Below are 23,682 nucleotides of genomic sequence, written 5' to 3'. Positions count from 1 at the left end.
AAGGGCGGCCACGCGGGCCACCCCTATTGTGCTACATCCCCTTGCTTAGTAGCGGTAATGGCCCGGCTTGAAGGGGCCGTGGACCGGCACGCCGATGTACTGGGCCTGGGCATCCGACAGCGTGGTGAGCTTGGCGCCGAGCTTTTTCAGGTGCAGGCGGGCGACTTTTTCGTCCAGATGCTTGGGCAGCACATAGACCTGGCCGCGGGTGTAGCTGTCATTGCGCGTGAACAGCTCGATCTGGGCGATGGTCTGGTTGGCGAAAGACGAGGACATCACGAACGAGGGGTGGCCGGTGGCGCAGCCCAGGTTGACCAGACGGCCCTTGGCCAGCAGGATGATGCGCTTGCCGTCGGGGAAGATCACGTGGTCGACCTGGGGCTTGATCTCTTCCCATTGGCAATCTTTCTCGATCGCGGCGACGTCGATCTCGTTGTCGAAGTGACCGATGTTGCAGACGATGGCCTGATCCTTCATGGCCTCCAGGTGGGCGCGGGTGATCACGTGGTAGTTGCCCGTGGCCGTCACGAAGATGTCGGCGTGGGGCGCGGCTTCTTCCATGGTCACGACCTTGTAGCCTTCCATCGCGGCCTGCAGGGCGCAGATCGGGTCGATTTCGGTCACCCAGACCTGGGCGCGCAGCGCGGCCAGGGCCTGGGCGCAGCCCTTGCCCACGTCGCCGTAGCCGGCCACCACGGCGATCTTGCCGGCCACCATCACATCGGTGGCGCGCTTGATGCCGTCGACCAGCGATTCGCGGCAGCCGTAGAGGTTGTCGAACTTGGACTTGGTGACCGAGTCGTTGACGTTGATGGCGGCAAAGGCCAGCTCGCCCTTTTGCGACATCTGGTAGAGGCGGTGCACGCCGGTGGTGGTTTCTTCGGTCACGCCCTTGATCTGGGCCAGGCGGGTCGAATACCACTTGGGATCGCGCGCCAGGGTTTCCTTGATGGCGGCGAACAGCACGCGCTCTTCTTCGCTGCCGGGCTTGTCCAGCACCGAGATGTCGGCCTCGGCCTTGGTGCCCAGGTGCAGCAGCAGCGTGGCGTCGCCGCCGTCATCGAGGATCATGTTGGCGTGGCGGTCTTGCGGCCACTCGAAGATCTTGTGGGTGTATTGCCAGTACTCTTCCAGGGTCTCGCCCTTGATGGCGAAGACGGGGGTGCCGGTGGCGGCGATGGCGGCCGCGGCGTGGTCCTGGGTCGAGAAGATGTTGCACGATGCCCAGCGCACTTCGGCGCCCAGGGCCACCAGCGTTTCGATCAGCACGCCGGTCTGGATGGTCATGTGCAGGCTGCCGGCGATGCGCGCGCCCTTGAGCGGCTGGGTGGCGGCGTACTCTTCGCGGATGGCCATCAGGCCGGGCATCTCGGTTTCGGCGATGGCCAGCTCGCGGCGGCCCCAGCCGGCCAGACCCATGTCGGCGACGATGTAATCGGAAAAGGCTTTGTCAGACACTGCGTTCACGGTGTAGATCTCCACGTAAAAATGAACGGCGCACACTGGGCCGGCCGGCGTGAAGAACCATGAAAACACGGCGCCGCCACCTTGCCGGCCTAGCAGCTAAGGTGAGCGCCGTTGCATGGGCGTCGCGCGGGGCGCGGCGCCTGGACAAGGATTCCTGAGCCTGGCGAGCCGTTGTGTCCGGCTTTCGTCGCAGCGCTCCTCAGGGATAGGCGGCATTGTAGCGGGTCGGCCAAGCCGGCGAAAACCCCCGCCAATCGGATCAGACGCCCAACGCCTGCTTGGGCGTGCTTTCGGGGGCCGGATCATCGATGGGCACCAGGGCCGAGAGCAGGTCCTGGGCGATGGCGTCCCAACCGCGCGTCAAGGCCCATTGGCGCACGGCGCGCCGGTCCAGCTGGCGCGCGGCCAGGCAGGCGCGCCCCAGGTCCTTGTCCAGCGCCCCCGTGACGCCCTCGCGCACCACCGCCATCGGCGCCTCGCTGCGGAATGCCGCCACCGGCGTGCCGCAGGCCATGGCCTCCAGCATCACCAGGCCGAAGGTATCGGTCAGGCTGGGAAAGACAAACACATCGGCCGCGCTATAGAGCGCGGGCAGCTGGGCATCGCCCTGCCCGCCCAGGAAATGCGCTTGCGGAAACCGGCGGCGCAGACGGGCCAGGTCCGGCCCCGCGCCGGCGACCACCTTGCTGCCCGGCAGATCCAGGCACAGAAAGGCGTCCAGATTCTTCTCCCGGGCCACGCGGCCCACCGACAGCCAGATGGGGCGCGGCAGATGCGCCAGGACATCGGAGGCCACCGGCTGGAAATGCCTGGCGTCCACGCCCCGCGACCAGGTCTTCAGGCGGCCGATGCCGCGCGCGGCCACGATGCCGGCCACGGTGGGGGTGGGCACCAGCACGCGCTGCGACGGCCGGTGGAACCAGCGCATATAGCGCCAGGGCAGCCCGGCGGGGATGCCCATGCGCGCCTGCAGATAGTCCGGAAACAGGGTGTGGAAAGAGGTCGTGAACCGCCATCCCCGCTTGAGCGCCATGCGGCGCGCGGCCAGGCCCAGCGGCCCTTCGGTGGCGATATGCAGGGCCTCGGGCACCCAGTCGCCCAGCAGACGCCGCAGCTGGCGCCCCGGCGTCAGGCACAGGCGCAGCTCGGGTTCGGACGGCGCGGGCACCGTGCGGCTGCCCTCGGGGCTGATGATACGGATCTCATGGCCCCACTCGGCCAACAAACGGCACATGGCGGTCCAGGTCCGGACAACGCCATTGACCTGCGGATGCCAGGCATCCGTCACGAGCGCGATACGCATGGAGGGCCCCATGGAGACAATGGGGTCGATTAGGCCCGCCGCGTATGACAGGGCAAAGACAGGGCCGGCCGGCCTCAGCTATTGCGCCGCGGATAGCCCTGGGCGCGGATGCGCGCCCAGACTTCGCGTTTTTCGTCGTCGCTCATGAAGACCCAGTTGGCGACTTCCATGGCCGTGCGGCCGCAACCCCGGCAGATGTCGTCGAACAGCGTGGAACACACGGCCACGCAAGGGGAGTCGCTGGCGGCGAATGCGCCGCTCGCGGCGGGTTCTATGGGGTCTTCACGGCTGCTCATGGGCGCAAGCTTAGCACCCGGCCTGCGTCCCTTTTTGCATAGCCCTATCGGCGGCCGGCGATTGCCCGCCGGCCAGGAAGGCCAGCGCCTCTTCCAGCACCGCGCCGGGCGCCTCCTCGGGCAGATAATGGGCCGCGTCGATGGCCCGGCCATCGACCTGGGCGGCCACCGCGCGCCAAAGCCCCAGGACATCGAAATTGCGTCCGACCGCGCCGCGTTCGCCCCACAGCACGCGCAGGGGCATGGCGAGGCGCTGGCCGGCCTGGCGCGACGCGCGGTCATGCTCCAGATCGATCGTGGCCGAGGCGCGGTAGTCCTCGCAGACGCCGGTTGCCCAGCCGGGCAGGCGCGCGCAGCGCTCGTACTCGGCCAGGGCCCGCGGCGCGAAATGCGCCAGGCCTCCGGGCCGCCCGCCCATGACGCCGCGGACGTAGAACGCCGGGTCGCGGGCAATCATGGTCTCGGGCAAGGGCGCCGGCTGTATCAGCCAAAACCAGTGGTAATAGGCCTGGGCGAAGGCCCGGGTCGTGCCTTCGTACATATCGAGCGTGGGCGCGATATCCAGCAGCATCATGCGCTGGACGTGTTCCGGATGATCCAGGCCCAGGCGATGCGCCACGCGCGCGCCCCGGTCGTGGGCCAGCACCGAGAACCGGGGCAGCCCCAGCGCCTGCATCAAGGCCAGCATGTCGGCGGCCATCACGCGCTTGGCGTGCGCGCCATGATCGGGGCTGGCGGCCGGTTTATCGCTGTCGCCATAGCCGCGCAAATCGGCCGCCACGCAGGTGAAGCGGCGCGTAAGCGCGGGCCAGAGGCGATGCCAGATCGCCTGCGTCTGGGGATGGCCATGCAGCAAGAGCAAGGCCGGCCCCTGGCCCGCCACGCGGGCGGCCAGGGCAATATCGCCCACGGCGATGCGCCGCAGCGGCACTTCGAAAAAGGCGTCCTCACTCACCATGCTGTCCTTGTCTATCCAGGCGCTGGCGAACCTCGCGCGCCACATCCTTCATCCAGGGCAGGCGCCGCCAGTGCCGCGCCTCGAAACGCGCCACCGCGTCCAGCTGCCGCAAAGACGCGGCCACCATATCCAGGCCCTCGACAAAACGCAGCCGGTGACGCGGCGACAAAGTGAAATCGTAACCCCTGCCCCCGGCGTCATACAGCCGGCCCGCCGCCGCGTCCACGGTCAGCGCGGCCCGCGCCGGATCGGCGATGCGGCGCAAAAGCGCCTGGGTCTCTTCCTCGGGCAAGGTCACCAGCAACAGGCCGTTGTTCATGGCGTTGGAGAAGAAGATCTCGCCGAAGCTGGGCGCGATCACGGCGCGGATGCCGAACTGCTGCAAACCCCATACGGCATGCTCGCGGCTGGACCCGCAGCCGAAGTTGGGGCCCGCCACCAGAAAGCGGGCGTCCGCATAGCCGGGCTGGTTCAGGACGCAATCGGGACGCGGCCGGCCCTCGGCGTCAAAGCGCAGATCGTAGAACAGCCCCCGGTCCAGGCCGGCCTTGTCGATGATGCGCAAAAACTGCTTGGGCATGATCTGGTCGGTGTCGAGGTTGCTGTAGGGCAAGGGCGCGGCGATGCCGCTCAGAATGGCGTTGGCGTTCATGCCCGGATCTCCTGGCGGATGTCCACGATATGGCCGGCCAGCGCGGCCGCGGCGGCCATGGCCGGGCTCATCAAATGCGTCCGGCCGCCGCGGCCCTGGCGGCCCTCGAAATTGCGGTTGGTGGTCGATGCGCAGCGCTCGGCCGGACGCAGCACATCGTCGTTCATGGCCAGGCACATGGAGCAGCCGGGCTGACGCCACTCGAAACCCGCCTCGATGAGAATCCGCGCCAGCCCCTCGGCCTCGGCCTGGTCCCGCACGGCTCCCGAACCGGGGACCACCATGGCGCGCACGCCCGGCGCCACGCGGCGGCCCCGCGCCACCCCGGCCACCACGCGCAGGTCCTCGATGCGCGCATTGGTGCATGAGCCGATGAAAACCCGGTCTATCGGCAGGCCCTCCAGGCGCGCGCCGGGCGCCAGGCCGATATAGGCCAGCGCCTGGACGGCCGCCTCGCGGGCCAGCGCGTCCAGGCCGTCGAGCGACGGCACCGGCGCATCCACCGGCACGGCCTGGTCGGGACTGGTGCCCCAGGTCACATAGGGCGCGATCTCGCGCGCGTCAAAGCCATGCTCCACGTCGAAACAGGCGTCCTCGTCGCTGCGCAGCGTGGCCCAGTGCGCGCGCGCAGCCTGCCAGTGCGGGCGCAGCTGCGGCGCATGCTCGCGCACATAGGCCTCGGTGATGGCATCCGGCGCGATCAGGGCCGCGCGCGCGCCGGCCTCCACCATCATGTTGCACACCGTCATGCGGCCCTCGGCCGACAGCGCGGCGATCGTGCCGCCGCACAATTCCACGGCATAGCCGCGCGCGCCCTGCGCGCCCAGGCGGTGCACCAGGAAAATCACCAAGTCCTTGGCCGACACGCCGGCGCCCAGCTCGCCATCGATGCGGATGCGCATGGTGCGCGCCAGGCGATAGACCAGGGTCTGCGTGGCCAGGATGTGCTCGACCTCGGAGGTGCCGATGCCGAAACCGAGCGCGCCCAGGGCGCCGTAAGTGGTCGTGTGGCTGTCGCCGCACAGGACCACCATGCCCGGCAGGATCATGCCGTGCTCCGGCGCGATCACATGCTCGATGCCCTGCAGGGGGTCCCGCGTATCGAACAGGGCGATACCCTGGCTGTCGCAATTGCGCTTGAGATTGCGCGCCTGCAAGGCCGCGTCGGGCTGGGCGATCACGCGCGCCTCGCTGGGCACGGGGTGCGTGGGGATGACATGATCGACCACGGCCATCTGCTGCCCGGGACGCAGCACCTGCCGCCCCCTGGCCGCCAGGCCGCTGAAGGCCTGCGGGCTGGTGTATTCGTTCATGATGTGCAGATCGACGTAGAGCAGCACATGCTCCTCGTCCAAGGTCTCGACCACATGGCTTTGCACCAGTTTGTCGTAGAGCGTCAGGCCTGGCATGAAAAAACCCTCTGGCCGGCGAGATGCCGGCGCGTCATCAATTGGCGGAGATGCCCGCCGTTTTCACGATACCGGCCCAGCGTTTGACCTCGGAGGCCACCATGGCGTCGGTCTGCTGGGGGGTGGAAATCAAGGGATCGAAACCCTCGCGGCTCATGCGCGCGCTGATCGCGGGCGAACGCAGCGCCTCGGCCAGCGTGGCGTTCAGGCGCTGCACCACCGCGTCGGGCGTGCCCGCCGGCGCGCTGATCACGAACCAGGTTTCAAAGACATAGTCGGGCAGGCCGGACTCGGCCACCGTGGGCACATCCGGCAAGAGTGCCGAACGCTTGGCGCCGGTCACGCCCAGGGCGCGCAGCTTGCCGCCGTCGACCTGGGGCTTGGCGGCCGACAGCACCGGAAAACTCATCTGCACCTGGCCGCTGATGGTGTCCAGCATGGCCGGGCCGCCGCCCTTGTAGGGCACATGCATGATCTGCGTATTCGATACCGATTTGAACAGCTCGGCGGCCATGTGAAAGGTGCTGCCCGTCCCTGCCGAGCCGAAGCTCAGCGCATTGGCCGGCCGGGCGCGCACATAGGCCAGCAGCTCCTTGACGTCATGCACGGGCAGGTCCTTGTTGACCGTCAGCACATGCTGCGACGTGCCAATGGTGCCCACCGAGCGCAAGTCCTTTTCGGTATCGAAGGGCATGGCGGAGAACAGCGCCGGATTGATGGCCAGCGACATGGTGTTGACCGCCAGCGTATAGCCGTCCGGCTTGGCCCGCGCCACGGCCGCCATGCCGATATTGCCCGACGCACCGGCCTTGTTCTCGACCACGATGGACTGGCCCAGGGCCTTGCCCCAGGCATCGGCCACCAGGCGCGCGGCGATATCCACGCTGCCGCCGGGCGCGAAGGGCGCCACCAGCGTGATCGGGCGGCTGGGGAAGTCCTGGGCCAGGGCGGGCGAGGCCACCAGGGCCAGGCAACAGCCCCATCGGGCCGCAAGGGCGGCAAGCACGGAAGAAGCATGCATGGTGTCTGTCTCCTGTTATGGGCCGTCGAACGCGGCCGTTGTCGTGACCCTGTCAGTGTAAATACCAAGTTAAAACATATAATTAACGTGATTTAAAACCTTTATTAAATTTGATTTAATAATCCATGGACGCCATCTCCGATCTGGCCTTCTTCGGCCTCCTGGTCAGGCAGGGCAATCTGTCGGCGGCGGCGCGCGAGCTCGGCATCACGCCGGCCGCGGTCAGCACGCGCCTGGCCAATCTGGAGCGCCGGCTGGGCGTGCGGCTGCTCAACCGCACCACGCGCCGCATGCATGTCACCCAGGAAGGCGAGCTCTACCTGGCCGAGGGCGCCCGCATCCTGGCCGACCTGGACTCGCTGGAGCGGCGCGTGACCAATACGCGCGAGCAGCCCCAGGGCCTGCTGCGCGTGAACGCCACGTTCGGCTTCGGCCGCGCCCATGTGGCACCAGCCATCTCGGCCTTCGCCAACCGCTACCCCGACGTGGAGGTGCAACTGCATCTGAGCGACCGCGGCGCCAACCTGCTGGAAGACGGCTTTGACCTGGCGCTGCGTTTTGGCGAGATACCCGATGCGCGGCTCACCGCGCGCAAGCTGGCCTCCAACCGGCGCCTGCTATGCGCGGCGCCGGCCTATCTCAGCCGCCATGGCGAGCCGCGCGCGCCGGCCGAGCTGCCGCGCCACCGCTGCATCGTCATCCGCGAAAGCGAACTGGCCTATGGCACCTGGCATCTGCGGGCCGGCCAGCGCAGCGAGACCATCAAGGTGCGCGGCCCCCTGAGCGCCAACGACGGCGAGTGCGCGCTGCAATGGGCCCTGGACGGACAGGGCATCGTGATGCGCTCCGAATGGGAAGCCATGCCCTATCTGCGCTCAGGCCGGCTGCGCCAGATCCTGCCGCAATGGCAAACCCCTCCGGCCGACATCTACGCCCTGTATCCGCAGCGCCTGCACCTGCCCGCCAAGACCCGCGCCCTGGTCGATTTTCTTGCCGAACGCTTCGCGCCCCGCCTGCGCGCGCCCGGCGCCGACGATCCCGTCTGGTAGGCCGCCGCGCGGACGAAAAAAAACCCTGGCATGGGCTGCCAGGGTTTTTTGCCTTGCGGGATCTCAGGCGGATTTCTTGAGCGCCTGGACCTTGTCGGTGGCTTCCCAGGAAAACTCCGGCTCCGAGCGACCGAAGTGGCCATAGGCGGCCGTCTTGGTGTAGATCGGGCGCAGCAGATCCAGCATGTTGACGATGCCCTTGGGACGCAGGTCGAAGTGCTCGCGCACCAGCTTGGCGATCTGGTCGTCGGGGATGACGCCCGTGCCTTCGGTGTAGACGGTGATGTTGATGGGCTCGGCCACGCCGATGGCATAGCTCACCTGCACCTGGCACTGGCGCGCCAGGCCGGCGGCCACGACGTTCTTGGCCACATAGCGAGCGGCATAGGCGGCCGAGCGGTCCACCTTGGACGGATCCTTGCCCGAGAACGCGCCGCCGCCATGGGGGCAGGCGCCGCCATAGGTGTCGACGATGATCTTGCGGCCGGTCAGGCCGCAATCGCCCTGCGGGCCGCCGATGACGAAGCGGCCGGTCGGGTTGACCAGGAACTTGGTTTGCGGCGTGACCAGGCCATCGGGAAAGCAGGGCTTGATGATGTCCTCGATCACCGCTTCGCGGATCGAGGATTGCGAGATCTCGGGCGCATGCTGGGTCGACAGCACCACGGTGTCGACTTCGACCGGACGGCCGTCGACATAGCGGAAGGTGACCTGCGACTTGGCGTCCGGGCGCAGCCACGGCAGGCGGCCGTCCTTGCGCAGCTCGCTCTGGCGCTGCACCAGGCGGTGCGCATACCAGATGGGAGCGGGCATCAGGTCGGGGGTTTCGTCGCAGGCGTAGCCGAACATCAGGCCCTGGTCGCCAGCGCCCTGGTTGAGGTAGTCCTCGGAGCTGCGGTCCACGCCCTGGGCGATGTCGGGCGATTGCTTGTCGTAGGCGACCAGCACCGCGCAGCCCTTGTAGTCGATGCCGTATTCGGTGTTGTCGTAGCCGATGCGGCGGATGGTGTCGCGCGCGACCTGGATGTAATCGACGTTGGCGCTGGTGGTGATTTCACCGGCCAGCACGACCAGACCCGTGTTGCACAGGGTCTCGGCCGCCACGCGCGCATTGGGGTCCTGCGTGAAGATGGCGTCGAGAATGGCGTCGGAGATCTGGTCCGCGACCTTGTCGGGGTGGCCTTCCGAGACGGACTCGGAGGTGAAGAGAAAATCGTTGTTAGCCACGATGCGTCCTTACGTACATGTCCGGCGGGAAGCCGGCCCTCAAGTTGAACGAGGCGCGTTGCGCCCCGGATCGTCCTGGCAAAGGGCATCTGGGCGCGACGCTTTAGCGGATTTGAAGCGGCGGATGCCGCAACGTCGCTCCGCAAGTTGTCGGTTAACTCAGCGACTTCGGGCATTTTAGGCGAAAATGGGCGCCCGGGCGAAGCAACCCTGCCGGTCATGTCGTTTTTACGGACGGACCCGCGGCCTGCCGCGCCGCCTTCCATCACGAAACATGCTGCTCGCCTTTTTCCGCTTCCTCGCCGTCCTGCCTCTGCCGCTGCTGCAGGCGCTCGGACGGGGCCTGGGCAAGCTGGCCTATGCCTGGCCGGGGAAATACCGCCAGCGCCTGCGCGCCAATGCCGCGCAGGCGGGCTATCCGGACCCGGCCTTCGCCCGGCGCTCGGCCGGCGAGATCGGCGCCATGATCCTCGAATCGACCTGGATCTGGTTCCGCGAGGCCGACAGCCTGCGCAAGGCCCGGATAGACGAAACCAATGCCGCGGTCGTCGAGACGGCGCTGGCCGAACAGCGCGGCATCCTCTTTCTCACGCCCCACCTGGGCGGCTTCGAGATCGTGGCCCGCTACCTGGCGCGCAGGATGCCGCTGACCGTCATGTTCCGCCCGCCGCGCAAGGCCGTCCTGGGCCCGCTGTTGGAGACGGCGCGCAACAATTCCGCCATGCACGCCGTGCCGGCCACGATGCAAGGCGTGCGCGAATTCGTGCGCGCCCTGCGCCGCGGCGAAACGGTGGGCCTGCTGCCCGACCAGGCGCCCGGCCAGGGCGAGGGCGTGTGGGCGCCCTTCTTCGGGCGCATGGCCTACACCGTGACCCTGCCCGGCAAGCTCGCCACGCAGACCGGCGTGCCCGTCATCCTGTGCGCGGCCGAGCGCCTGCCGCGCGGCCAGGGCTGGCAGCTGCACTTCGTGCGCGTGCCCGAGCCGCTGCCCGAAGATCCACAAGCCCAGGCCGCGCTGCTCAATCGCAGCATGGAAACCCTGATCCGCCGCTGCCCCGAGCAATATCTCTGGGGCTATAACCGCTACAAGACGCCGCGCGGCGCGCCGCCCGCCCCGACCGCAACATGAGTTCCGACATAAAGACCCGCGCCCTGATCGGGCTGCTCCGCTGGTTCGGCCGCATGAGCCCCCGCGCGCGCCAGCGCGCCGGCGCCTGCGTGGGTTGGCTGACGCAGCACCTGGCCCGGTCGCGCGCCCGCATCGTGCGGCGCAACCTCGAAATCTGTTTTCCCGACGAAAGCCCGCAAACCCGCGAACAATGGGCCCGCGAGCACTTCCGCGCCCTGGGCCAGTCCATCGTCGACCGCGGCGTGCTCTGGTATGGCAGCCCCCAGGCCATCCGCGAGATGGCCAGCGTCAGCGGCGCCGAGACCGTCAACGCGCTGGCCGCCTCCGGCCGCCCGGTCATCCTGCTGGCCCCGCATTTCATCGGCCTGGACGTCGCGGCCACCCGGCTCACCATGGAAGTGCCCAGCGGCGCCACCATGTACACGCCGCAGCGCAACCCGGCCGTCGACGCCATCGTGCGGGCCGGGCGCCAGCGCTTTAACGAGGTCTTCCTGGTGAGCCGCAAGGAGGGCGTGCGCGAACTGATCCGCCATTTCCGCGAGGCGCGGCCCGTCTATTACCTGCCGGACATGGATTTCGGCCGCAATGGCTCGGTCTTCGTGCCCTTTTTCGGCGTCCCGGCGGCCACCCTGGTCGCCACGGCGCAACTGGCGCGCAAATGGAACGCGGCGGTGCTGCCCGTGCTGGACTTCTGGGATCCGGCCACCGGCCGCTACCATGTCGAGGTGCTGCCCCCGCTGGCCGATTTCCCGGGCCAGGACAGCCTGGAAGCCGCCACCGCGCGCCTGAACCGCGAACTCGAAGGCTGGATACGCCGCTGCCCCAGCCAGTACTACTGGGTGCACCGCCGCTTCAAGACGCGCCCGGAAGGCTCGCCCAAGCTGTACTAGGGCCCGGCTGCCAGAAGGACCGGAATGGAGGATAATCCCTGCATGATCTGGAACTTCACCAAAATGCATGGCGCGGGCAACGACTTCGTCGTGCTCGACGGCGTGCGTCAAACCATAGAGATGACCCCGGAGCGCGCGCGCGCCCTGGGCGACCGGCATTTCGGCGTGGGCGCCGACCAGATCCTCCTGGTCGAACCCGCCACGCGCCCGGATGCCGATTTCCGCTATCGCATCTTCAACAATGACGGCAGCGAGGTCGAGCACTGCGGCAATGGCGCGCGCTGCTTCGTGCGCTTCGTTCATGAGCAGGGGCTCAGCGACAAGAATCCCCTGCGCGCCGAGATCGTGAGCGGCGTCATCGTGCTCGACGAGGGCGACGACGAACAAGTCACCGTGGACATGGGCTCCACCCGCTTCGACCCCGCCGCCCTGCCCTTCGACGCCAGCGGCCTGGCCCAGCGCCAGCAAGGCCAGGACACGCTCTACATCCTGCCGCTGGACGATGGCGAGGTCGAAATCTCCGCCGTGGCCATCTCCAATCCGCACGCCGTGCAGGTGGTGGCCGACGTGGACCAGGCGCCGGTCGCCAGGCTCGGCCCGCAGATCGAATCGCACGCCCGCTTCGCCCGCCGCGTCAATGCCGGCTTCATGCAGGTCGTGGACCGCCACGCGATCCGCCTGCGCGTCTACGAGCGCGGCGCGGGCGAAACCCTGGCCTGCGGCACCGGCGCCTGTGCCGCCGTGGCCGCCGGCATCCGCCGCGGTCTGCTCGACAGCCCCGTGCGCGTGCAGACCCGGGGCGGCGTGCTGACCATCGCCTGGGACGGCGCGCAGCTGCGCATGACCGGCCCGGCCGAGTCCGTCTTCCATGGCCAGATCGATATCGACAAACTGGTCTTTTCCATGGCGCTGAACCGCTAAGCGCGCCGCATCCATCAAGGCGACATGACCACCATTGATCCGAGCGCGCAAGACATCGCGCATTTTCTCCAGGAACATCCCTCGTTCTTCGACGAGCATGCGGCGGTGTTCGCCACCCTGCATGTGCCCAACCCGCATGGCGGACGCGCGATCTCGCTGGCCGAGCGCCAGATCCTCACCCTGCGCGAGCGCAACCGCAGCCTCGAATGGCGCCTGAACGAACTGGTGCGCAATGCCGGCGAGAACGAAACCATCAGCCAACAGGTGACGGCCTGGTCGGAGCGCCTGCTGCGCGAAACCGACCCGGGGCGCATCCCGGGCGAAATCGCCCTGGGCCTGGCCGAACAGTTCAAGCTGGACCACGCCGGCCTGCGGCTGTGGAATCTGCCCGGCGTGGCCGGCGATGGCGAACACGGCTATGGCGCCGCCGTCTCCGATGACGTCCGCACCTTCGCCGACAGCCTGAAAACGCCTTATTGCGGCAACGACACCGGCTTCGAGGCGGTGCGCTGGCTGGACGGCACGCCCAAGTCCCTGGCCCTGGTGGCGCTGCGGCCGCAGCCCGATGCCCCCAGCGTCGGCTTGCTGATCCTGGGCTCGGACGACGCCAGCCGCTTCACGCCCGAGATGGGCACGGCGTTTCTTGAGACCATCGGCCGCCTGGCGTCGGCCGTGCTGCAGCGCCTGGCCTGAGCCGGCCCATGAGCCAGGATGCCCACGCCGAGCCGCTTGAAGCCTGGCTGCGGCATCTGCAGACCCAAAGACGCTACGCCGCGCACACGATCGCCGCCTACCGCCGCGATCTCGCCTCCCTGGCCGAACTCGCGCGGCAGGCCGGCCTGCCGTTGGACGCCCTGTCCACCGGACATATACGCCAGGCGGTCGCGCGCCTGCATGCGCAAGGGCTGGGCCCGCGCAGCCTGGCCCGCCGGCTGGCGGCCTGGCGCGGCTTTTATCATTGGTGGGCCCCGCAACAGGGGCTGTCGAGCAATCCCGTGGCGGGTGTGCGCGCCCCCAAGGCGCCGCGCTCCCTGCCCAAGGCCCTCTCGGTAGACCAGGCCCAGGCCCTGCTGGACCACGCGCCAGCCCGCCTGGCCACGGATCCGGCCGGCCTGCGCGATCACGCCATGTTCGAACTGTTTTATTCCAGCGGCCTGCGCCTGTCGGAACTGGTGGGCCTGGATACCCACTACCAGCGCCAGGCGGGCGCGGAGCCGCGCGGCTGGCTCAACCGGGCCGAGGCCGAGGTCGTGGTGCTGGGCAAGGGCGGCAAGCGCCGCACCGTGCCCGTGGGCGCCGCCGCGCTGGCCGCCCTGGACAAATGGCTGGCGGCGCGGGCCGCCCTGCTGGCGCCCGCGACCCCGCCCGCCGATCTGCATGCGCTCTTCCTGGGCGCGCGCGGCGCGCGCATCTCGCCGCGCGTGGTCCAGCAGCAGCTGGCCCGGCTGGCCCAGGCCGCGGGCGTGCCCGCGCATGTGCATCCCCATGTGCTGCGCCACAGCTTCGCCAGCCATGTGCTGCAATCGGCCCAGGACCTGCGCGCCGTGCAAGAACTGCTGGGCCACGCCAATATCGCCACCACCCAGGTCTACACGCGGCTGGACTTCCAGCACCTGGCCAAGGTCTATGACCAGGCGCATCCGCGCGCCAACCGCAAGGCCGGCAAGGACTGAGGCCGCTCCTTCAGTAGGTCATGCGCACGCCCAGCAGCACCGAGCGGCCGGGCAAAGGCGCCGAGGCAGCCAGGAAAGAAGCGTGGTTGTAGGCCAGCTTGTCCAGCAGATTGTTGCCCCGCAGGTAGATGTCATACTGGGCCCCCGCGGCCTTGAAGCGATAGCTCACCACGGCATTGACCATGGAATAGCCCGGCGTCTCGCTTTCATAGCTGGCGATGTCCTTCTGGCGGAACACATAGGCGTACTCGACGCCGCCCGACCATTGCTGCCACTTGAAATTGGCGCGCGCGCCCAGGCGGGCGGCGGGAATGCGCGGCAGATCGCCCTGCCCGCCCGTCAGCTTGCCGCGCACATAATCGCCAAACACGCCGGCCGAGAAGATGGGCGTGAACTGATGCTTGATCTCGCCCTCCACCCCGGTGAATTCCGCGTCCTGCTGCGTGTATTCGATCAGGCGGAAATCCTCGAAGCGATCCAGCGTATTGGCGTAGATATAGTTTTTGACGCGGTTGTGGAAAGCGCTCAGGCTGAAGGTGGTGTCGCCCTCATGCTTGCGCAGCGTCAGGTCGATATTGCGCGAGGTCTCGCGGCCCAGCCTGGGGTTGCCGATCTCGTAGGTGTTGGTCGCCAGGTGCACGCCATCGGCATACAGCTCCTGCGCCGACGGCAGGCGCTGCGAGCGCGACACCGACAGCGCCAGCGAGTAGCGGGGCGCGAAATCCCAGATCGCCGCCGCCGACAGCGAGGTCCCCGACAGGCTGGACTTCTCCTGCCCGCCCACGGGCGAGACGCGCTGCCAATCCTGGCGCGCGCCCGCCTCGAAGCGCCAATCGGCCAGGCGGTACTCTTCGAGCAGGAAAATGCCGTTGGCCCGCGTCTTGCTGCGTGGCAGGAAGGCCTCCTCGCCATCGGCGCGGAAATCGCTGAGAGCCGTCTGCAGGCCCATCACGCCGCGCAAACCCATCCAGGGCTTGTGCTCCAGCTCCAGGCGGGCGTCGAAGCCTTCATTCTTGAAGCGCGTGCCGACCTGGCCGCCTTCGATCTCGTCATGCCGGTAGTGGGTATAGCCGCTGCGCAGGCGCAGCTTGGCGAAACCGGGCAGCGGGTCGAGGTATTCGGCGCGCAGATCGACGCGGTCGCTGCGCAGCCGCACATAGGGAATGCCGCCCTCCGCGCCATGATCGTGGTCGTGCGCATCGCCCGGGCCGTGGCCGCCGCAGTGCAGGTGATCGCCGTGCGGGTGGCAGCTCTCATACTCGTGGTTGTGCCCGGGCAAGCCGTATTTGCTCTCGATGTGCGTGAAGGCCACGCCCACATAGCCGCGCGGCCCTATCCATGACATGCCCAGCGAGCCCTGCGTGGACTCACTGTAGGAGCCGGCCAGCTTGCCGCCGGGCCAGTCCGGCACCTCGTAGTCGCTGCTGCGGCGCTTGAGGCCTTCGACGCGCACGACGAAGTCATCGCTGCCGCCCGTGATGCCGAAGATGCCGGCGCGCTCCTTGGTGCCCGTGGCGCCGCGCAGCTCGGCCTCGGCCGCCAGGCCGCCTTCGGGTTTTTCGGTCGGCACGCGCTTGTCGAGCACATTGACCACCCCGCCTATCGCGCCGCCGCCATGGCGCAGCGTGGCCGGCCCGCGCAGGATCTCGATACGGTCGGCCAGCAGCGGCTCGATGGTGGTGGCGTGATCGGGCGAAACGGCCGAGGCGTCCATCAATGGCGAGCCGTCGGAAAGCACGCTGACCCGCGGCGCCGTCTGCCCGCGGATGACGGGCCGGCTGGCGCCGCCGCCGAAGGTGTCCGCGTGCACGCCCGGCAGGCCGTCGAGCGTGCCGCCCAGGGTGCCTTGGCGGCGCTCGACCAGCGCCTGGCCATCGAGGATGGTCGTCGGCAGGGCCGTGCTGTTCAGGTCCAGCCCGAGCGGATCGGCCGAGACCGCAATGGGCGCGAGCGCGGGCGCATCGCTTGACTGGGCAAAGGCGGCCGGGGTGGCAAATGCCAGGGTCAACGCAACATGGCGGGAGAGCCTCATTCCTCTTTCCTAAATGTTATAACATTCCAATTTGGAGAACGAATGATATAACATTCCAAATACAAGGCAAATAAAAGCAGGGCAAATTCAACCCGCTCCCGCGATCTGCCCGCCCAGCAGCAAAAGCCCCAGCACAAAGACGGCCAGCGCCGCCAGCGACTCGATGCCATAGCGCAGCCGGGCGGCCGCGCGCGGCGACCAGCGCGGGTGGGCGATCAGCGCCCGGCGCGACCACGCCGCCGCCATGGCCAGCAGGGCCACGGTCAACCCCGTGCCCAGACCCATGGTCAAGGCCGCCACCATGCCCGCGCCGAACATGCCCTGCGACAAGGCGAACACCAGCACAATGAGCGCGCCGCTGCAGGGCCGCAGGCCCACGGCGGCGATCGCCGTCCAGGCGCGGCGCCAATCCAGCCGGCCGCTCATCAGCGACAACGGCGGCACATGGCCGCAAGCACAGGCGGCATGGTGCAGGTGGCGCCGGACGCCTTGCGGCGCGGCTACCCAGGGGCGGATGGCCTTGGTCCAAAGCAGCCATGCCCCCAAGGCCACGATCAGGCCATGCGACGCCGTCTCCAGCCACTGCGTGCCGGCGTTCATGACCTGGGCGGTCACATTCAAGGCGCCCGCCAGCAGGGCCACCATCAGGATGGCGACCAGGGCCTGCAGCAGCGCCGAGAGCAAGGCCAGGATGGCGCCATTGCGCGCGCTTTGATGATTGGCCAGCACGAAGGCCGAGATCACGGCCTTGCCATGCCCCGGGCCCAGCGCATGGAAGACGCCATAGGCAAAGGACAGTCCCACCAGCAACCAGGAGCCGTCCTGCTGCCAGGCGCGCACGGCGCTGGTGAGTTGGCGGTAGAAATGCGATTGCCAGCCCGACACCTGGACAAACCATTGCGCCAGCCAGCCGCCCGCCGGCGGGACGCTTTCGGGCACGGCGAAGGGATGGGATTGCGCCCAGGACGGGCCGCCCGCCAGCAAGAGGACCGCCATCATCAAGGCGGCCAGGCAGACCCCGCGCTTCATGGACAGCGCAACTCGTTGCGATGCGTCAGGCCCTTGGTGATGGCGAACAGCTCGTCAGGCAGGGTATCGACATCGGAAGGGATGGCCGCCAGCTGCTGCATGGTCTTCCAGTCCAGCGCCTGGGGCGGCCGATAACTCTGCCGGCAGTTGGCCGGCGCATTGCGCAGACGCCAGGCCTGCGGCGCATCGAAGGCATAGGCCACGAAATACGTGGGATCGAAAACGTCGATGGTCAGGCCCTCGGGCCCCGGGGCCGCCGGCTGGGCCAGCGGCAAGGTGAACGACAGGGACAGGCGCTTGCCGTCCCAGCGCACCTCGGTGTCGCGCGGCGCGGCAAAGCCCAGCGTGGCCCCCTGCCGCATGACCCGCGTGAAGTAATGCGATATCGGCTCGCCCAGCGCGGCCATCCAGTCCTTGGCCATGCCCTGGCGCGTGCCAGGCGCCAGGCCGCCATCGGCCTCGCGCGGCAGGCCTTGCGTGGCATAGGCGCCGAACATTTCGTCAAACAGCCAGGTCTGGCGCAGGGCCGACACCCTGCCCTGCGCATCGAAGACTATCTCGGCCTCGGCGTCTATCCACATATGCGGATGCGCCCATCCCGCCAATGGCGCCGACGCCAGCATCAAGGCCGCAAGGCCTCGGCCAATTGCTGCACATTCCATTCAAACATTCCCACATAGGTCGCGCCCGCTTGACCGGGCTTGGCCAGCGCATCGGAATAAAGCGTACCACCGAGCCGGGTGCCGGATTCGCGCGCGATCTGCTCGGCCAGGCGCGCGTTGCCGATGTTCTCGACAAAGATGGCCGGCACTTGCTCGCGCTTGACCCGCTCGATGACGGCGGCAAAGCCGGCGGCGGAAGGCTCGGACAGCGTCGACAGGCCAGCCACCGGGATGAAGCGCACGCCATAGGCGTCGCCGAAATAGCCGAACGCGTCATGCGTGCTGACCACTTTGCGGCGCGCCTCGGGGATGGCGGCAAAGATCTGCCGCGCCTTGGTCTCCAGGGCCTGCAGCCGCGCGACATAGGCCTCGGCGCGCTGACGGTACTGTTCGGCGTGCGCCGGATCGACCTGGCCCAGGGCGCGGCCGATATTGCGCGCGTAGATCATGCCGTTGCGCAGATCCTGCCAGGCATGCGGATCCTGCGCGCCATGGCCGTGGCCATGGTCGTGATCGTCCCCGTGGTCATGATCGTGGCTGTCATGGTCATGGTCGTGATCGCGCGCGGCGGCAAAGCGGCGCGGCTTGACCCCCTCGGAGGCCGTCGCCTGGCGCCCCTTGAAACCCGATGCCTCGACCAGGCGCGCCAGCCAGGGCTCGAAACCCAGGCCGTTGACGACCAGCAGGCTGGCGCCGGCCAGCTTGCGCGAATCGGCCGCGCTGGGCTCGAAGCCATGGGCATCGCCATCGGGCCCGACCAGGGTTTGCACCTCGACATCCGGACCGCCGATCTCGGCGGTCATGTCCTGCAAGATGGAAAAGCTGGTCACCACCTTGACCGGCGCCGCCCAGGCCGCCGCGGCCGGCAGGACGGACAATACGGCAATCGCCGCGCAACGCGCCCAGATACGCTTCATGTTCACACCTCTTTGGAAAAGACAGGCCCTTGCCGGCGGCGGCACAAACCGCCCTGCGGGCCCAGCGTCAAGGAAAGGAGATAGATCAGGCCGGCGGCCAGGATGATGGCGGGCGAGGCGGCCAGGTCGAAATGAAAGGACGCCACCAGGCCGGCCCAGGAGGCCAGCGCGGCCAGACCCACGGCCAGGGGCATCTGCGTGGCCACCCGGCGGGCCCAGAAGCGGGCCGCCAGCGCCGGCAGCATCATCATGCCCACCACCATGAGCGTGCCGAGGATCTGGAAACCGGCGACCAGGTTGACGACGACCAGCGCCAGGAAGCCGAAGTGCGCCAGCCAGCCGCGGCCGCCGGCCGCGCGCAGAAACCCCGGATCGAAGCATTCGGCCACCAGCAGGCGGTAGATGGCTGCCAGGCTGAACAGCGTCAGGGTGCTGACCAGCCCGGCCAGCCACAGCGCATCGTTGCCCAGGCCCAGCACCGTGCCGAACAGCACGTGCAGCAGATCGACATTGGAGCCGCGCAGCGACACCAGCAGCACGCCCAGCGCCAGCGATATCAGGTAGAAAGCCGCGAAGCTGGCGTCTTCGCGCAGCGGCGTCAGCCGCGTGACCAGGCCCGACAACAGAGCCACCGCCAGGCCCGTGGCGATGCCGCCCGCCATCATGGCGCCCAGCGACAGGCCGGACAGCAGATAGCCCGCGGCCACGCCGGGCAGGATGGCGTGCGACATGGCGTCGCCCATCAGGCTCATGCGCCGCAGGACCAGGAAAACGCCCAGCGGCGCGGCGCCAAAGGCCAGCGTCACCGCGCCAGCCAGCGCGCGCCGCATGAATCCGAAGTCGAAGAAAGGCGCCGCCAGCGCCTGCCACAAGCTCATGCGTACCCCAGCTGCCCGTGCGCCAGGCGCTGGGGCGCCAGCACCTCGGCGGTCGGCCCCCAGCCCAGCACCCGTCCGGACAGCAGCAGGGTCTGGCCGAAGTACTCCCTGACCAGGGCCATGTCGTGCAGCACGGCAATGACGCTGCGCCCCTCGGCATTCAGGGCGCAGAGCAGGGCCATGAGCACGCGCGTGGTCTGTCCGTCCACGGCGGCGAAAGGCTCGTCGAGGACCAGGATGGGCGCATCCTGCATCAGGAGGCGCGCAAAGAGCACGCGCTGCAACTGCCCGCCCGACAAGGCCTGCAACGGACGCCGCGCCAGCTGCTCCAGGCCGACGCGGCGCAGCGCGAGATGCGCCCGCGCGGTCTCGCCGGCATCCACGGCGCGCCAGGCCCCGATGCGCCGCCAGCCGCCCAGCACGACGGCGTCGAGCACCGAAATCGGGAAATCGCGCTCCAGCTCGGCGGCCTGAGGCAGCCAGGCCACCGCGGCGCGATCGCGCCGCAGCCGGCCCGCCATGGGCGCCAGCACCCCGGCCAGGCCCTTGACCAGCGTGGACTTGCCCGCGCCATTGGGCCCTACGATGGCGGTCATGCAGCCGGGCGCGAACCGCCCGCTGATCTCGCGCACGGCGGGCTGCCCGCGCCAGCCGAAGGTGGCGGCTTCAAGCTCGATGGCCGCGGCGTTCAGGATATGGCCCATGCGAGCAGGCTCCAGATCAGCAGGCTGGCGGCCAAGGCCCAGCCCATGCGCCAGGCCACGCCATGGCGCAGGAGCGAAGACGAAGAAAACAAAGACATGACGCAGCGGAATATTCGAGGTTTTATTATGTTATATCATACCAATATTGGCCCCAAGCCCCGCGGCAAGAGGTTTTCTGATACCTTCGCCTCATTCCTGGACGGCCCCGAACCTCTCTCTATATGTCAGCCCCTGCCCGCAACAGCCGCGCCGACGCCGTCGGCGAGCAACTCCGCCTGGCCGAATCGCTCTGTGCCGAGCGCGGCCGCCGGTTGACGCCCATCCGCCGCAAAGTCCTGGAGCTGCTGCTCACCCATGGACGCAGCCTGAAAGCCTATGAGCTGCTGGAGGCCATGCGCGCCGTGCACCCGGGCGCGGCCCCGCCGACGGTCTACCGCGCCCTGGACTTCCTGATGGACGAAGGGCTCATCCACCGCCTGGACGCGGTCAATGCCTGGACTGCCTGCCACGACGCGGCGGGCGCCCCGCATGACCTGCTGGTGGTCTGCACGGGCTGCGGCGCCGTGGCCGAAGTCAGCGACCCGGCCATGAGCCGGCAGCTGGCCGAGCGGGTGGCCCAGACCGGCTTTGCCCTGGCCACGCACGAGACCGAAATCCGCGCCCTCTGTCCCCAGTGCCAGAAGAAGGCGCCGGCCGCGCCCCATCGCCACCACTAGCTCCGTCCCCTCTTGAAATCGGCGGCCTTGCCCCCATTTGCAGGGATTACCCGATATTGGTCGGCTAAGGGCCGCGATCTGCGCCAAAAGAGACGCTAGGGCTGTTACGGGGTTTGCCCCTGACAGCCGACTGTGCTGTAATCCTGCGTCCGGTCGCGATTGGCTGCCCAGTGCAGACCCATCTCGGCAGCCCCAACTCAAGCCGCGAGTTGTCGCATTCACGTCGCAGGCGAGGGCTGGCACCGCGCGGGGCTCACTCCCCGGCAAGCCAGCCGCAGGCGGCAGCTCTACCGATATGGCAGACGCCTATCGGGCCAGCACATTGCCCACCCCGCAGCCGATTTAAGCATCCAGCATCGCCATGAACACCCCGCGCAGTTTGGACAAAATGGTTCCCGTCACGATCCTCACCGGCTTTCTCGGTGCAGGCAAGACCACCCTGCTCAAGCGCATCCTCACCGAATTCCATGGCCGCCGCGTCGCCGTCATCGAAAACGAATTCGGGCCCGAGAGCATCGACAACGATCTGCTGGTGCAGGACCGCGATGAGGAAATCATCGAGCTGTCCAACGGCTGCGTCTGCTGCACGGTGCGCGGCGACCTGATGCGCACGCTCAACGAGCTGCGCGTCAAGCGCGAGGCCGGCCAGCTTGCCTTCGAGCGCGTCATCATCGAGACCACCGGCATGGCCAACCCCGGCCCGGTGTGCCAGACCTTCTTCATGGACGACGACATCGCCGAGTACTACCGCCTGGACGCGGTGGTGACGGTGGTCGACGCCAAGCACGGCATGGCCACGCTCGACGCCCAGACCGAAGCCCAGAAGCAGGTCGGTTTCGCCGACCGCATCCTGGTCTCCAAGCGCGACCTGGTCAACGACGCCGACTATGAAGCCCTGCGTGCCCGCCTGCTGCGCATCAACCCGCGCGCGCCGATCACGCCGGTGCATTTCGGCGAGGTCGACCTGAAGTCCATCATCGACATCAGCGGCTTCAACCTGAATTCCATCCTGGACATCGACCCGGACTTCCTGGCCGACGAGCACCCGGATGCCAAGCATGCGCACGACCACCACGACCATGATCACGGCCATGACCATGATCACGAAGGCGAATGCGGCGCGCATTGCGGCCACGGCCATCACCATCATCACCACCAGCACGACGACGAGATCGGCGCCTTCGTGTTCCGCTCGAACAAGCCCTTCGATCCGGCCCGCCTGGAAGAATTCCTGGGCGGCGTGGTGCAGGTGTACGGCCCGGACCTGATGCGCTACAAGGGTATCTTGTACATGAAGGGCATCAACCGCCGCATGCTGTTCCAGGGCGTGCACATGATGATGGGCGCCGAGCCCGGCAAACCCTGGACCGCCGCCGAGAAGCCGTCCACCAAGATGGTCTTCATCGGCCGCAAACTGCCGCAGGAGATTTTCACCCGCGGCCTTGAACAGTGCCTGGTGGGCTGACGCCCGTCCCGGACCCGTAGAACCGTACTGCAAGGAAAACCTTAGCGCCAGTACACAACAGGCCTGCCGGGCGGCATCCGAGGATGCCGCTGCGGATTGATTCATAGTGGAGTGTTTTCATGGCTACGAAGGCAGCAACCAAGAAATCAAGCAAGTCGACGAGCGATACGGCGATTGATCTGCCCAGCGAAGAAGAATTGCTGGCCATGCCCGAGTCCGACTATATGAACGAACGCCAGCTGGCGTTCTTCAAAGAGCGGCTCAAACAACTCGAACAGGACATCCTGGCCAATGCCGGGGAGACCACCGAGCACTTGCGCGAAACGCAATTCGTGCCCGATCCGGCCGACCGCGCCACCATCGAAGAAGAACATGCCCTGGAACTGCGCACGCGCGACCGCGAACGCAAGCTCCTGAAAAAGGTGCAGCAGGCCATCGCCCGCATCGATAGCGGCGAATACGGCTGGTGTGAGGAAACCGGCGAACCCATCGGCATTCCGCGTCTGCTGGCCCGCCCGACCGCCACGCTGTCGCTGGAAGCCCAGGAGCGCCGCGAAATGCGCCAGAAACTCTACGGCGACTAAGCTGTCCGCAGGACCGACGAGGGGCTATGCTGGTGAAAACCGGCATGGCCCTTTTTCTTTGGCGCCCCCTGGATAAAAAAAGGGCCGCTGCTGGCGCAGCCTTGAAATGCAGGACGGGCGCCCCCAGATACGTCCTTCAAAGGAAGGAAAGCATGGAACAATTTCACGCCACCACCATTGTGTGCGTCCGCCGCGGCAACCATGTCGCACTGGGCGGAGACGGCCAGGTGACCCTGGGCAATATCGTCATCAAGGGCACGGCACGCAAGATCCGCCGCCTCTACCATGACAAGGTGCTCGCGGGCTTCGCCGGCGCCACCGCCGACGCCTTCACGCTGCAAGAGCGTTTCGAGGCCAAGCTGGAAAAACACCAAGGCCACCTGATGCGCGCCGCCGTCGAGCTCACGCGCGACTGGCGCACCGACCGCGTGCTGCGCCGTCTCGAAGCCATGCTGATCGTGGCCGACGTCGAACACACCCTGGTGCTCACCGGCAACGGCGACGTGCTGGAGCCCGAGCATGGCCTGGCCGCCATCGGTTCGGGCGGCGCCTATGCGCAATCGGCCGCGCTGGCCCTGCTGCGCAACACGGAGCTGCCGCCGGAAGCCATCGTCAAGCAGTCGCTGGAGATCGCCGGCGACCTGTGCATCTACACGAATCAGAATCACGTGATTGAAACGCTGGGCGGCTGACGCCGCAC

General features: G+C 68.0%; 24 protein-coding genes and 1 riboswitch. Of the genes, 10 read left to right on the top strand and 14 right to left on the bottom strand.

From position 1 onward, the window contains the following. Positions 1-45: 45 nt before the first annotated feature. The 7 genes from ahcY to L540_RS07465 all read right to left on the bottom strand — a co-directional run bounded on the left by ahcY (position 46) and on the right by L540_RS07465 (position 7,106). Positions 46-1,467 carry an adenosylhomocysteinase gene (gene ahcY, locus L540_RS07495; protein WP_043207380.1) on the bottom strand — a complete coding sequence of 474 codons (1,422 nt, stop codon included), beginning with the start codon at positions 1,465-1,467 and terminating at the stop codon, positions 46-48. 96 nt (positions 1,468-1,563) lie between these two features. Then, positions 1,564-1,674, bottom strand: a riboswitch (S-adenosyl-L-homocysteine riboswitch). A gap of 52 nt (positions 1,675-1,726) precedes the next feature. Beyond that, positions 1,727-2,770, bottom strand: coding sequence for a glycosyltransferase family 4 protein (locus L540_RS07490; RefSeq protein WP_043207077.1), 1,044 nt, complete (start codon positions 2,768-2,770; stop codon positions 1,727-1,729). Between the two features lie 74 nt (positions 2,771-2,844). Next, a complete protein-coding gene (locus L540_RS07485; protein WP_043207079.1) occupies positions 2,845-3,066 on the bottom strand; it encodes a DUF1289 domain-containing protein in 222 nt (73 codons plus the stop codon). A 10-nt stretch (positions 3,067-3,076) separates the two neighbouring features. Next, positions 3,077-4,069, bottom strand: a complete 993-nt coding sequence (locus L540_RS07480; RefSeq protein WP_414734118.1) for an alpha/beta hydrolase — start codon at positions 4,067-4,069, stop codon at positions 3,077-3,079. Then, entirely contained in the window at positions 4,014-4,676 is a 663-nt protein-coding gene (leuD, locus tag L540_RS07475; protein ID WP_043207081.1) for a 3-isopropylmalate dehydratase small subunit, read from the bottom strand. Before leuD ends, L540_RS07480 begins: the two co-directional genes overlap by 56 nt. Further along, positions 4,673-6,085 carry a 3-isopropylmalate dehydratase large subunit gene (gene leuC / locus L540_RS07470; protein ID WP_043207083.1) on the bottom strand — a complete coding sequence of 471 codons (1,413 nt, stop codon included), beginning with the start codon at positions 6,083-6,085 and terminating at the stop codon, positions 4,673-4,675. Before leuC ends, leuD begins: the two co-directional genes overlap by 4 nt. A 37-nt stretch (positions 6,086-6,122) precedes the next feature. Then, positions 6,123-7,106 carry a Bug family tripartite tricarboxylate transporter substrate binding protein gene (locus L540_RS07465; protein ID WP_043207084.1) on the bottom strand — a complete coding sequence of 328 codons (984 nt, stop codon included), beginning with the start codon at positions 7,104-7,106 and terminating at the stop codon, positions 6,123-6,125. Positions 7,107-7,231: 125 nt separating this feature from the next. Between L540_RS07465 and L540_RS07460 the strand changes: the two genes are divergently transcribed. Then, positions 7,232-8,155: a LysR family transcriptional regulator gene (locus L540_RS07460; protein WP_043207086.1), complete on the top strand. Its 924-nt coding sequence runs from the start codon at positions 7,232-7,234 to the stop codon at positions 8,153-8,155. 63 nt (positions 8,156-8,218) lie between these two features. On the opposite strand, the gene metK is transcribed toward L540_RS07460, so the two are convergent. Next, complete coding sequence (gene metK, locus L540_RS07455; RefSeq protein WP_043207088.1) at positions 8,219-9,382, bottom strand: methionine adenosyltransferase; 1,164 nt, start codon at positions 9,380-9,382, stop codon at positions 8,219-8,221. 274 nt (positions 9,383-9,656) lie between these two features. Between metK and L540_RS07450 the strand changes: the two genes are divergently transcribed. The 5 genes from L540_RS07450 to xerC are packed head-to-tail and all read left to right on the top strand — an operon-like array spanning position 9,657 to position 13,995. Further along, positions 9,657-10,511, top strand: a complete 855-nt coding sequence (locus L540_RS07450; protein ID WP_043207089.1) for a lysophospholipid acyltransferase family protein — start codon at positions 9,657-9,659, stop codon at positions 10,509-10,511. Continuing rightward, positions 10,508-11,401 (top strand): lysophospholipid acyltransferase family protein, encoded by an 894-nt coding sequence (locus L540_RS07445; protein WP_043207091.1) that lies wholly within the window; start codon positions 10,508-10,510, stop codon positions 11,399-11,401. The genes L540_RS07450 and L540_RS07445 overlap by 4 nt, the downstream gene beginning before the upstream one ends. Before the next feature lie 24 nt (positions 11,402-11,425). Then, positions 11,426-12,322, top strand: a complete 897-nt coding sequence (gene dapF / locus L540_RS07440) for a diaminopimelate epimerase (RefSeq protein ID WP_043207093.1) — start codon at positions 11,426-11,428, stop codon at positions 12,320-12,322. A 24-nt stretch (positions 12,323-12,346) separates the two neighbouring features. Then, entirely contained in the window at positions 12,347-13,015 is a 669-nt protein-coding gene (locus tag L540_RS07435; RefSeq protein WP_043207094.1) for a DUF484 family protein, read from the top strand. Between the two features lie 8 nt (positions 13,016-13,023). Beyond that, a complete protein-coding gene (xerC, locus tag L540_RS07430) occupies positions 13,024-13,995 on the top strand; it encodes a tyrosine recombinase XerC (RefSeq protein WP_043207096.1) in 972 nt (323 codons plus the stop codon). A 10-nt stretch (positions 13,996-14,005) separates the two neighbouring features. Here the strand turns inward: xerC and L540_RS07425 are convergent, their stop codons facing one another. The 6 genes from L540_RS07425 to L540_RS07400 all read right to left on the bottom strand — a co-directional run bounded on the left by L540_RS07425 (position 14,006) and on the right by L540_RS07400 (position 20,217). Next, the gene (locus L540_RS07425) at positions 14,006-16,027 is read right to left on the bottom strand and encodes a TonB-dependent receptor domain-containing protein (RefSeq protein ID WP_043207097.1); all 2,022 of its coding nucleotides are present in this window, start codon (positions 16,025-16,027) and stop codon (positions 14,006-14,008) included. An 87-nt stretch (positions 16,028-16,114) separates the two neighbouring features. Beyond that, positions 16,115-17,056: a nickel/cobalt transporter gene (locus tag L540_RS07420; RefSeq protein ID WP_043207099.1), complete on the bottom strand. Its 942-nt coding sequence runs from the start codon at positions 17,054-17,056 to the stop codon at positions 16,115-16,117. Continuing rightward, positions 17,053-17,637, bottom strand: a complete 585-nt coding sequence (locus tag L540_RS07415; protein WP_231584754.1) for a DUF1007 family protein — start codon at positions 17,635-17,637, stop codon at positions 17,053-17,055. The genes L540_RS07420 and L540_RS07415 overlap by 4 nt, the downstream gene beginning before the upstream one ends. A 41-nt stretch (positions 17,638-17,678) precedes the next feature. After that, positions 17,679-18,626, bottom strand: coding sequence for a metal ABC transporter substrate-binding protein (locus L540_RS07410; protein ID WP_043207381.1), 948 nt, complete (start codon positions 18,624-18,626; stop codon positions 17,679-17,681). 11 nt (positions 18,627-18,637) lie between these two features. Next, the gene (locus L540_RS07405) at positions 18,638-19,513 is read right to left on the bottom strand and encodes a metal ABC transporter permease (protein ID WP_043207106.1); all 876 of its coding nucleotides are present in this window, start codon (positions 19,511-19,513) and stop codon (positions 18,638-18,640) included. Then, entirely contained in the window at positions 19,510-20,217 is a 708-nt protein-coding gene (locus L540_RS07400; RefSeq protein ID WP_180961746.1) for a metal ABC transporter ATP-binding protein, read from the bottom strand. Before L540_RS07400 ends, L540_RS07405 begins: the two co-directional genes overlap by 4 nt. Before the next feature lie 221 nt (positions 20,218-20,438). Here L540_RS07400 and L540_RS07395 point away from each other — a divergent pair, with 221 nt between their 5' ends. From L540_RS07395 to hslV, 4 genes are all read left to right on the top strand, one after another. Then, positions 20,439-20,933 (top strand): Fur family transcriptional regulator, encoded by a 495-nt coding sequence (locus tag L540_RS07395; RefSeq protein WP_043207111.1) that lies wholly within the window; start codon positions 20,439-20,441, stop codon positions 20,931-20,933. Between the two features lie 361 nt (positions 20,934-21,294). Further along, positions 21,295-22,398, top strand: coding sequence for a CobW family GTP-binding protein (locus L540_RS07390; protein WP_043207112.1), 1,104 nt, complete (start codon positions 21,295-21,297; stop codon positions 22,396-22,398). Positions 22,399-22,517: 119 nt separating this feature from the next. Further along, complete coding sequence (dksA, locus tag L540_RS07385; RefSeq protein WP_043207113.1) at positions 22,518-22,982, top strand: RNA polymerase-binding protein DksA; 465 nt, start codon at positions 22,518-22,520, stop codon at positions 22,980-22,982. A 152-nt stretch (positions 22,983-23,134) separates the two neighbouring features. Then, positions 23,135-23,674, top strand: coding sequence for an ATP-dependent protease subunit HslV (hslV, locus tag L540_RS07380; RefSeq protein WP_043207114.1), 540 nt, complete (start codon positions 23,135-23,137; stop codon positions 23,672-23,674). Positions 23,675-23,682: the final 8 nt, after the last annotated feature.

Origin of the sequence: Bordetella pseudohinzii (assembly GCF_000657795.2) — a bacterium.
Classification (GTDB): Bacteria; Pseudomonadota; Gammaproteobacteria; order Burkholderiales; family Burkholderiaceae_B; genus Bordetella; species Bordetella pseudohinzii.
Note: the sequence above shows the minus strand (reverse complement) of the source record. Positions and strands in the feature narration are given on the sequence as shown.

What these genes read in the sequence shown, in the direction of transcription:
- L540_RS07490 (WP_043207077.1), bottom strand. Translation starts at nt 2,770, where the DNA reads ATGCGTATCGCGCTCGTGACGGATGCCTGGCATCCGCAGGTCAATGGC.
- L540_RS07485 (WP_043207079.1), bottom strand. Translation starts at nt 3,066, where the DNA reads ATGAGCAGCCGTGAAGACCCCATAGAACCCGCCGCGAGCGGCGCATTC.
- L540_RS07480 (WP_414734118.1), bottom strand. Translation starts at nt 4,069, where the DNA reads ATGTGGCGCGCGAGGTTCGCCAGCGCCTGGATAGACAAGGACAGCATG.
- leuD (WP_043207081.1), bottom strand. Translation starts at nt 4,676, where the DNA reads ATGAACGCCAACGCCATTCTGAGCGGCATCGCCGCGCCCTTGCCCTAC.
- leuC (WP_043207083.1), bottom strand. Translation starts at nt 6,085, where the DNA reads ATGCCAGGCCTGACGCTCTACGACAAACTGGTGCAAAGCCATGTGGTC.
- L540_RS07465 (WP_043207084.1), bottom strand. Translation starts at nt 7,106, where the DNA reads ATGCATGCTTCTTCCGTGCTTGCCGCCCTTGCGGCCCGATGGGGCTGT.
- L540_RS07460 (WP_043207086.1), top strand. Translation starts at nt 7,232, where the DNA reads ATGGACGCCATCTCCGATCTGGCCTTCTTCGGCCTCCTGGTCAGGCAG.
- L540_RS07450 (WP_043207089.1), top strand. Translation starts at nt 9,657, where the DNA reads ATGCTGCTCGCCTTTTTCCGCTTCCTCGCCGTCCTGCCTCTGCCGCTG.
- L540_RS07445 (WP_043207091.1), top strand. Translation starts at nt 10,508, where the DNA reads ATGAGTTCCGACATAAAGACCCGCGCCCTGATCGGGCTGCTCCGCTGG.
- dapF (WP_043207093.1), top strand. Translation starts at nt 11,426, where the DNA reads ATGGAGGATAATCCCTGCATGATCTGGAACTTCACCAAAATGCATGGC.
- L540_RS07435 (WP_043207094.1), top strand. Translation starts at nt 12,347, where the DNA reads ATGACCACCATTGATCCGAGCGCGCAAGACATCGCGCATTTTCTCCAG.
- xerC (WP_043207096.1), top strand. Translation starts at nt 13,024, where the DNA reads ATGAGCCAGGATGCCCACGCCGAGCCGCTTGAAGCCTGGCTGCGGCAT.
- L540_RS07425 (WP_043207097.1), bottom strand. Translation starts at nt 16,027, where the DNA reads ATGAGGCTCTCCCGCCATGTTGCGTTGACCCTGGCATTTGCCACCCCG.
- L540_RS07420 (WP_043207099.1), bottom strand. Translation starts at nt 17,056, where the DNA reads ATGAAGCGCGGGGTCTGCCTGGCCGCCTTGATGATGGCGGTCCTCTTG.
- L540_RS07415 (WP_231584754.1), bottom strand. Translation starts at nt 17,637, where the DNA reads ATGTGGATAGACGCCGAGGCCGAGATAGTCTTCGATGCGCAGGGCAGG.
- L540_RS07405 (WP_043207106.1), bottom strand. Translation starts at nt 19,513, where the DNA reads ATGAGCTTGTGGCAGGCGCTGGCGGCGCCTTTCTTCGACTTCGGATTC.
- L540_RS07400 (WP_180961746.1), bottom strand. Translation starts at nt 20,217, where the DNA reads ATGGGCCATATCCTGAACGCCGCGGCCATCGAGCTTGAAGCCGCCACC.
- L540_RS07395 (WP_043207111.1), top strand. Translation starts at nt 20,439, where the DNA reads ATGTCAGCCCCTGCCCGCAACAGCCGCGCCGACGCCGTCGGCGAGCAA.
- L540_RS07390 (WP_043207112.1), top strand. Translation starts at nt 21,295, where the DNA reads ATGAACACCCCGCGCAGTTTGGACAAAATGGTTCCCGTCACGATCCTC.
- dksA (WP_043207113.1), top strand. Translation starts at nt 22,518, where the DNA reads ATGGCTACGAAGGCAGCAACCAAGAAATCAAGCAAGTCGACGAGCGAT.
- hslV (WP_043207114.1), top strand. Translation starts at nt 23,135, where the DNA reads ATGGAACAATTTCACGCCACCACCATTGTGTGCGTCCGCCGCGGCAAC.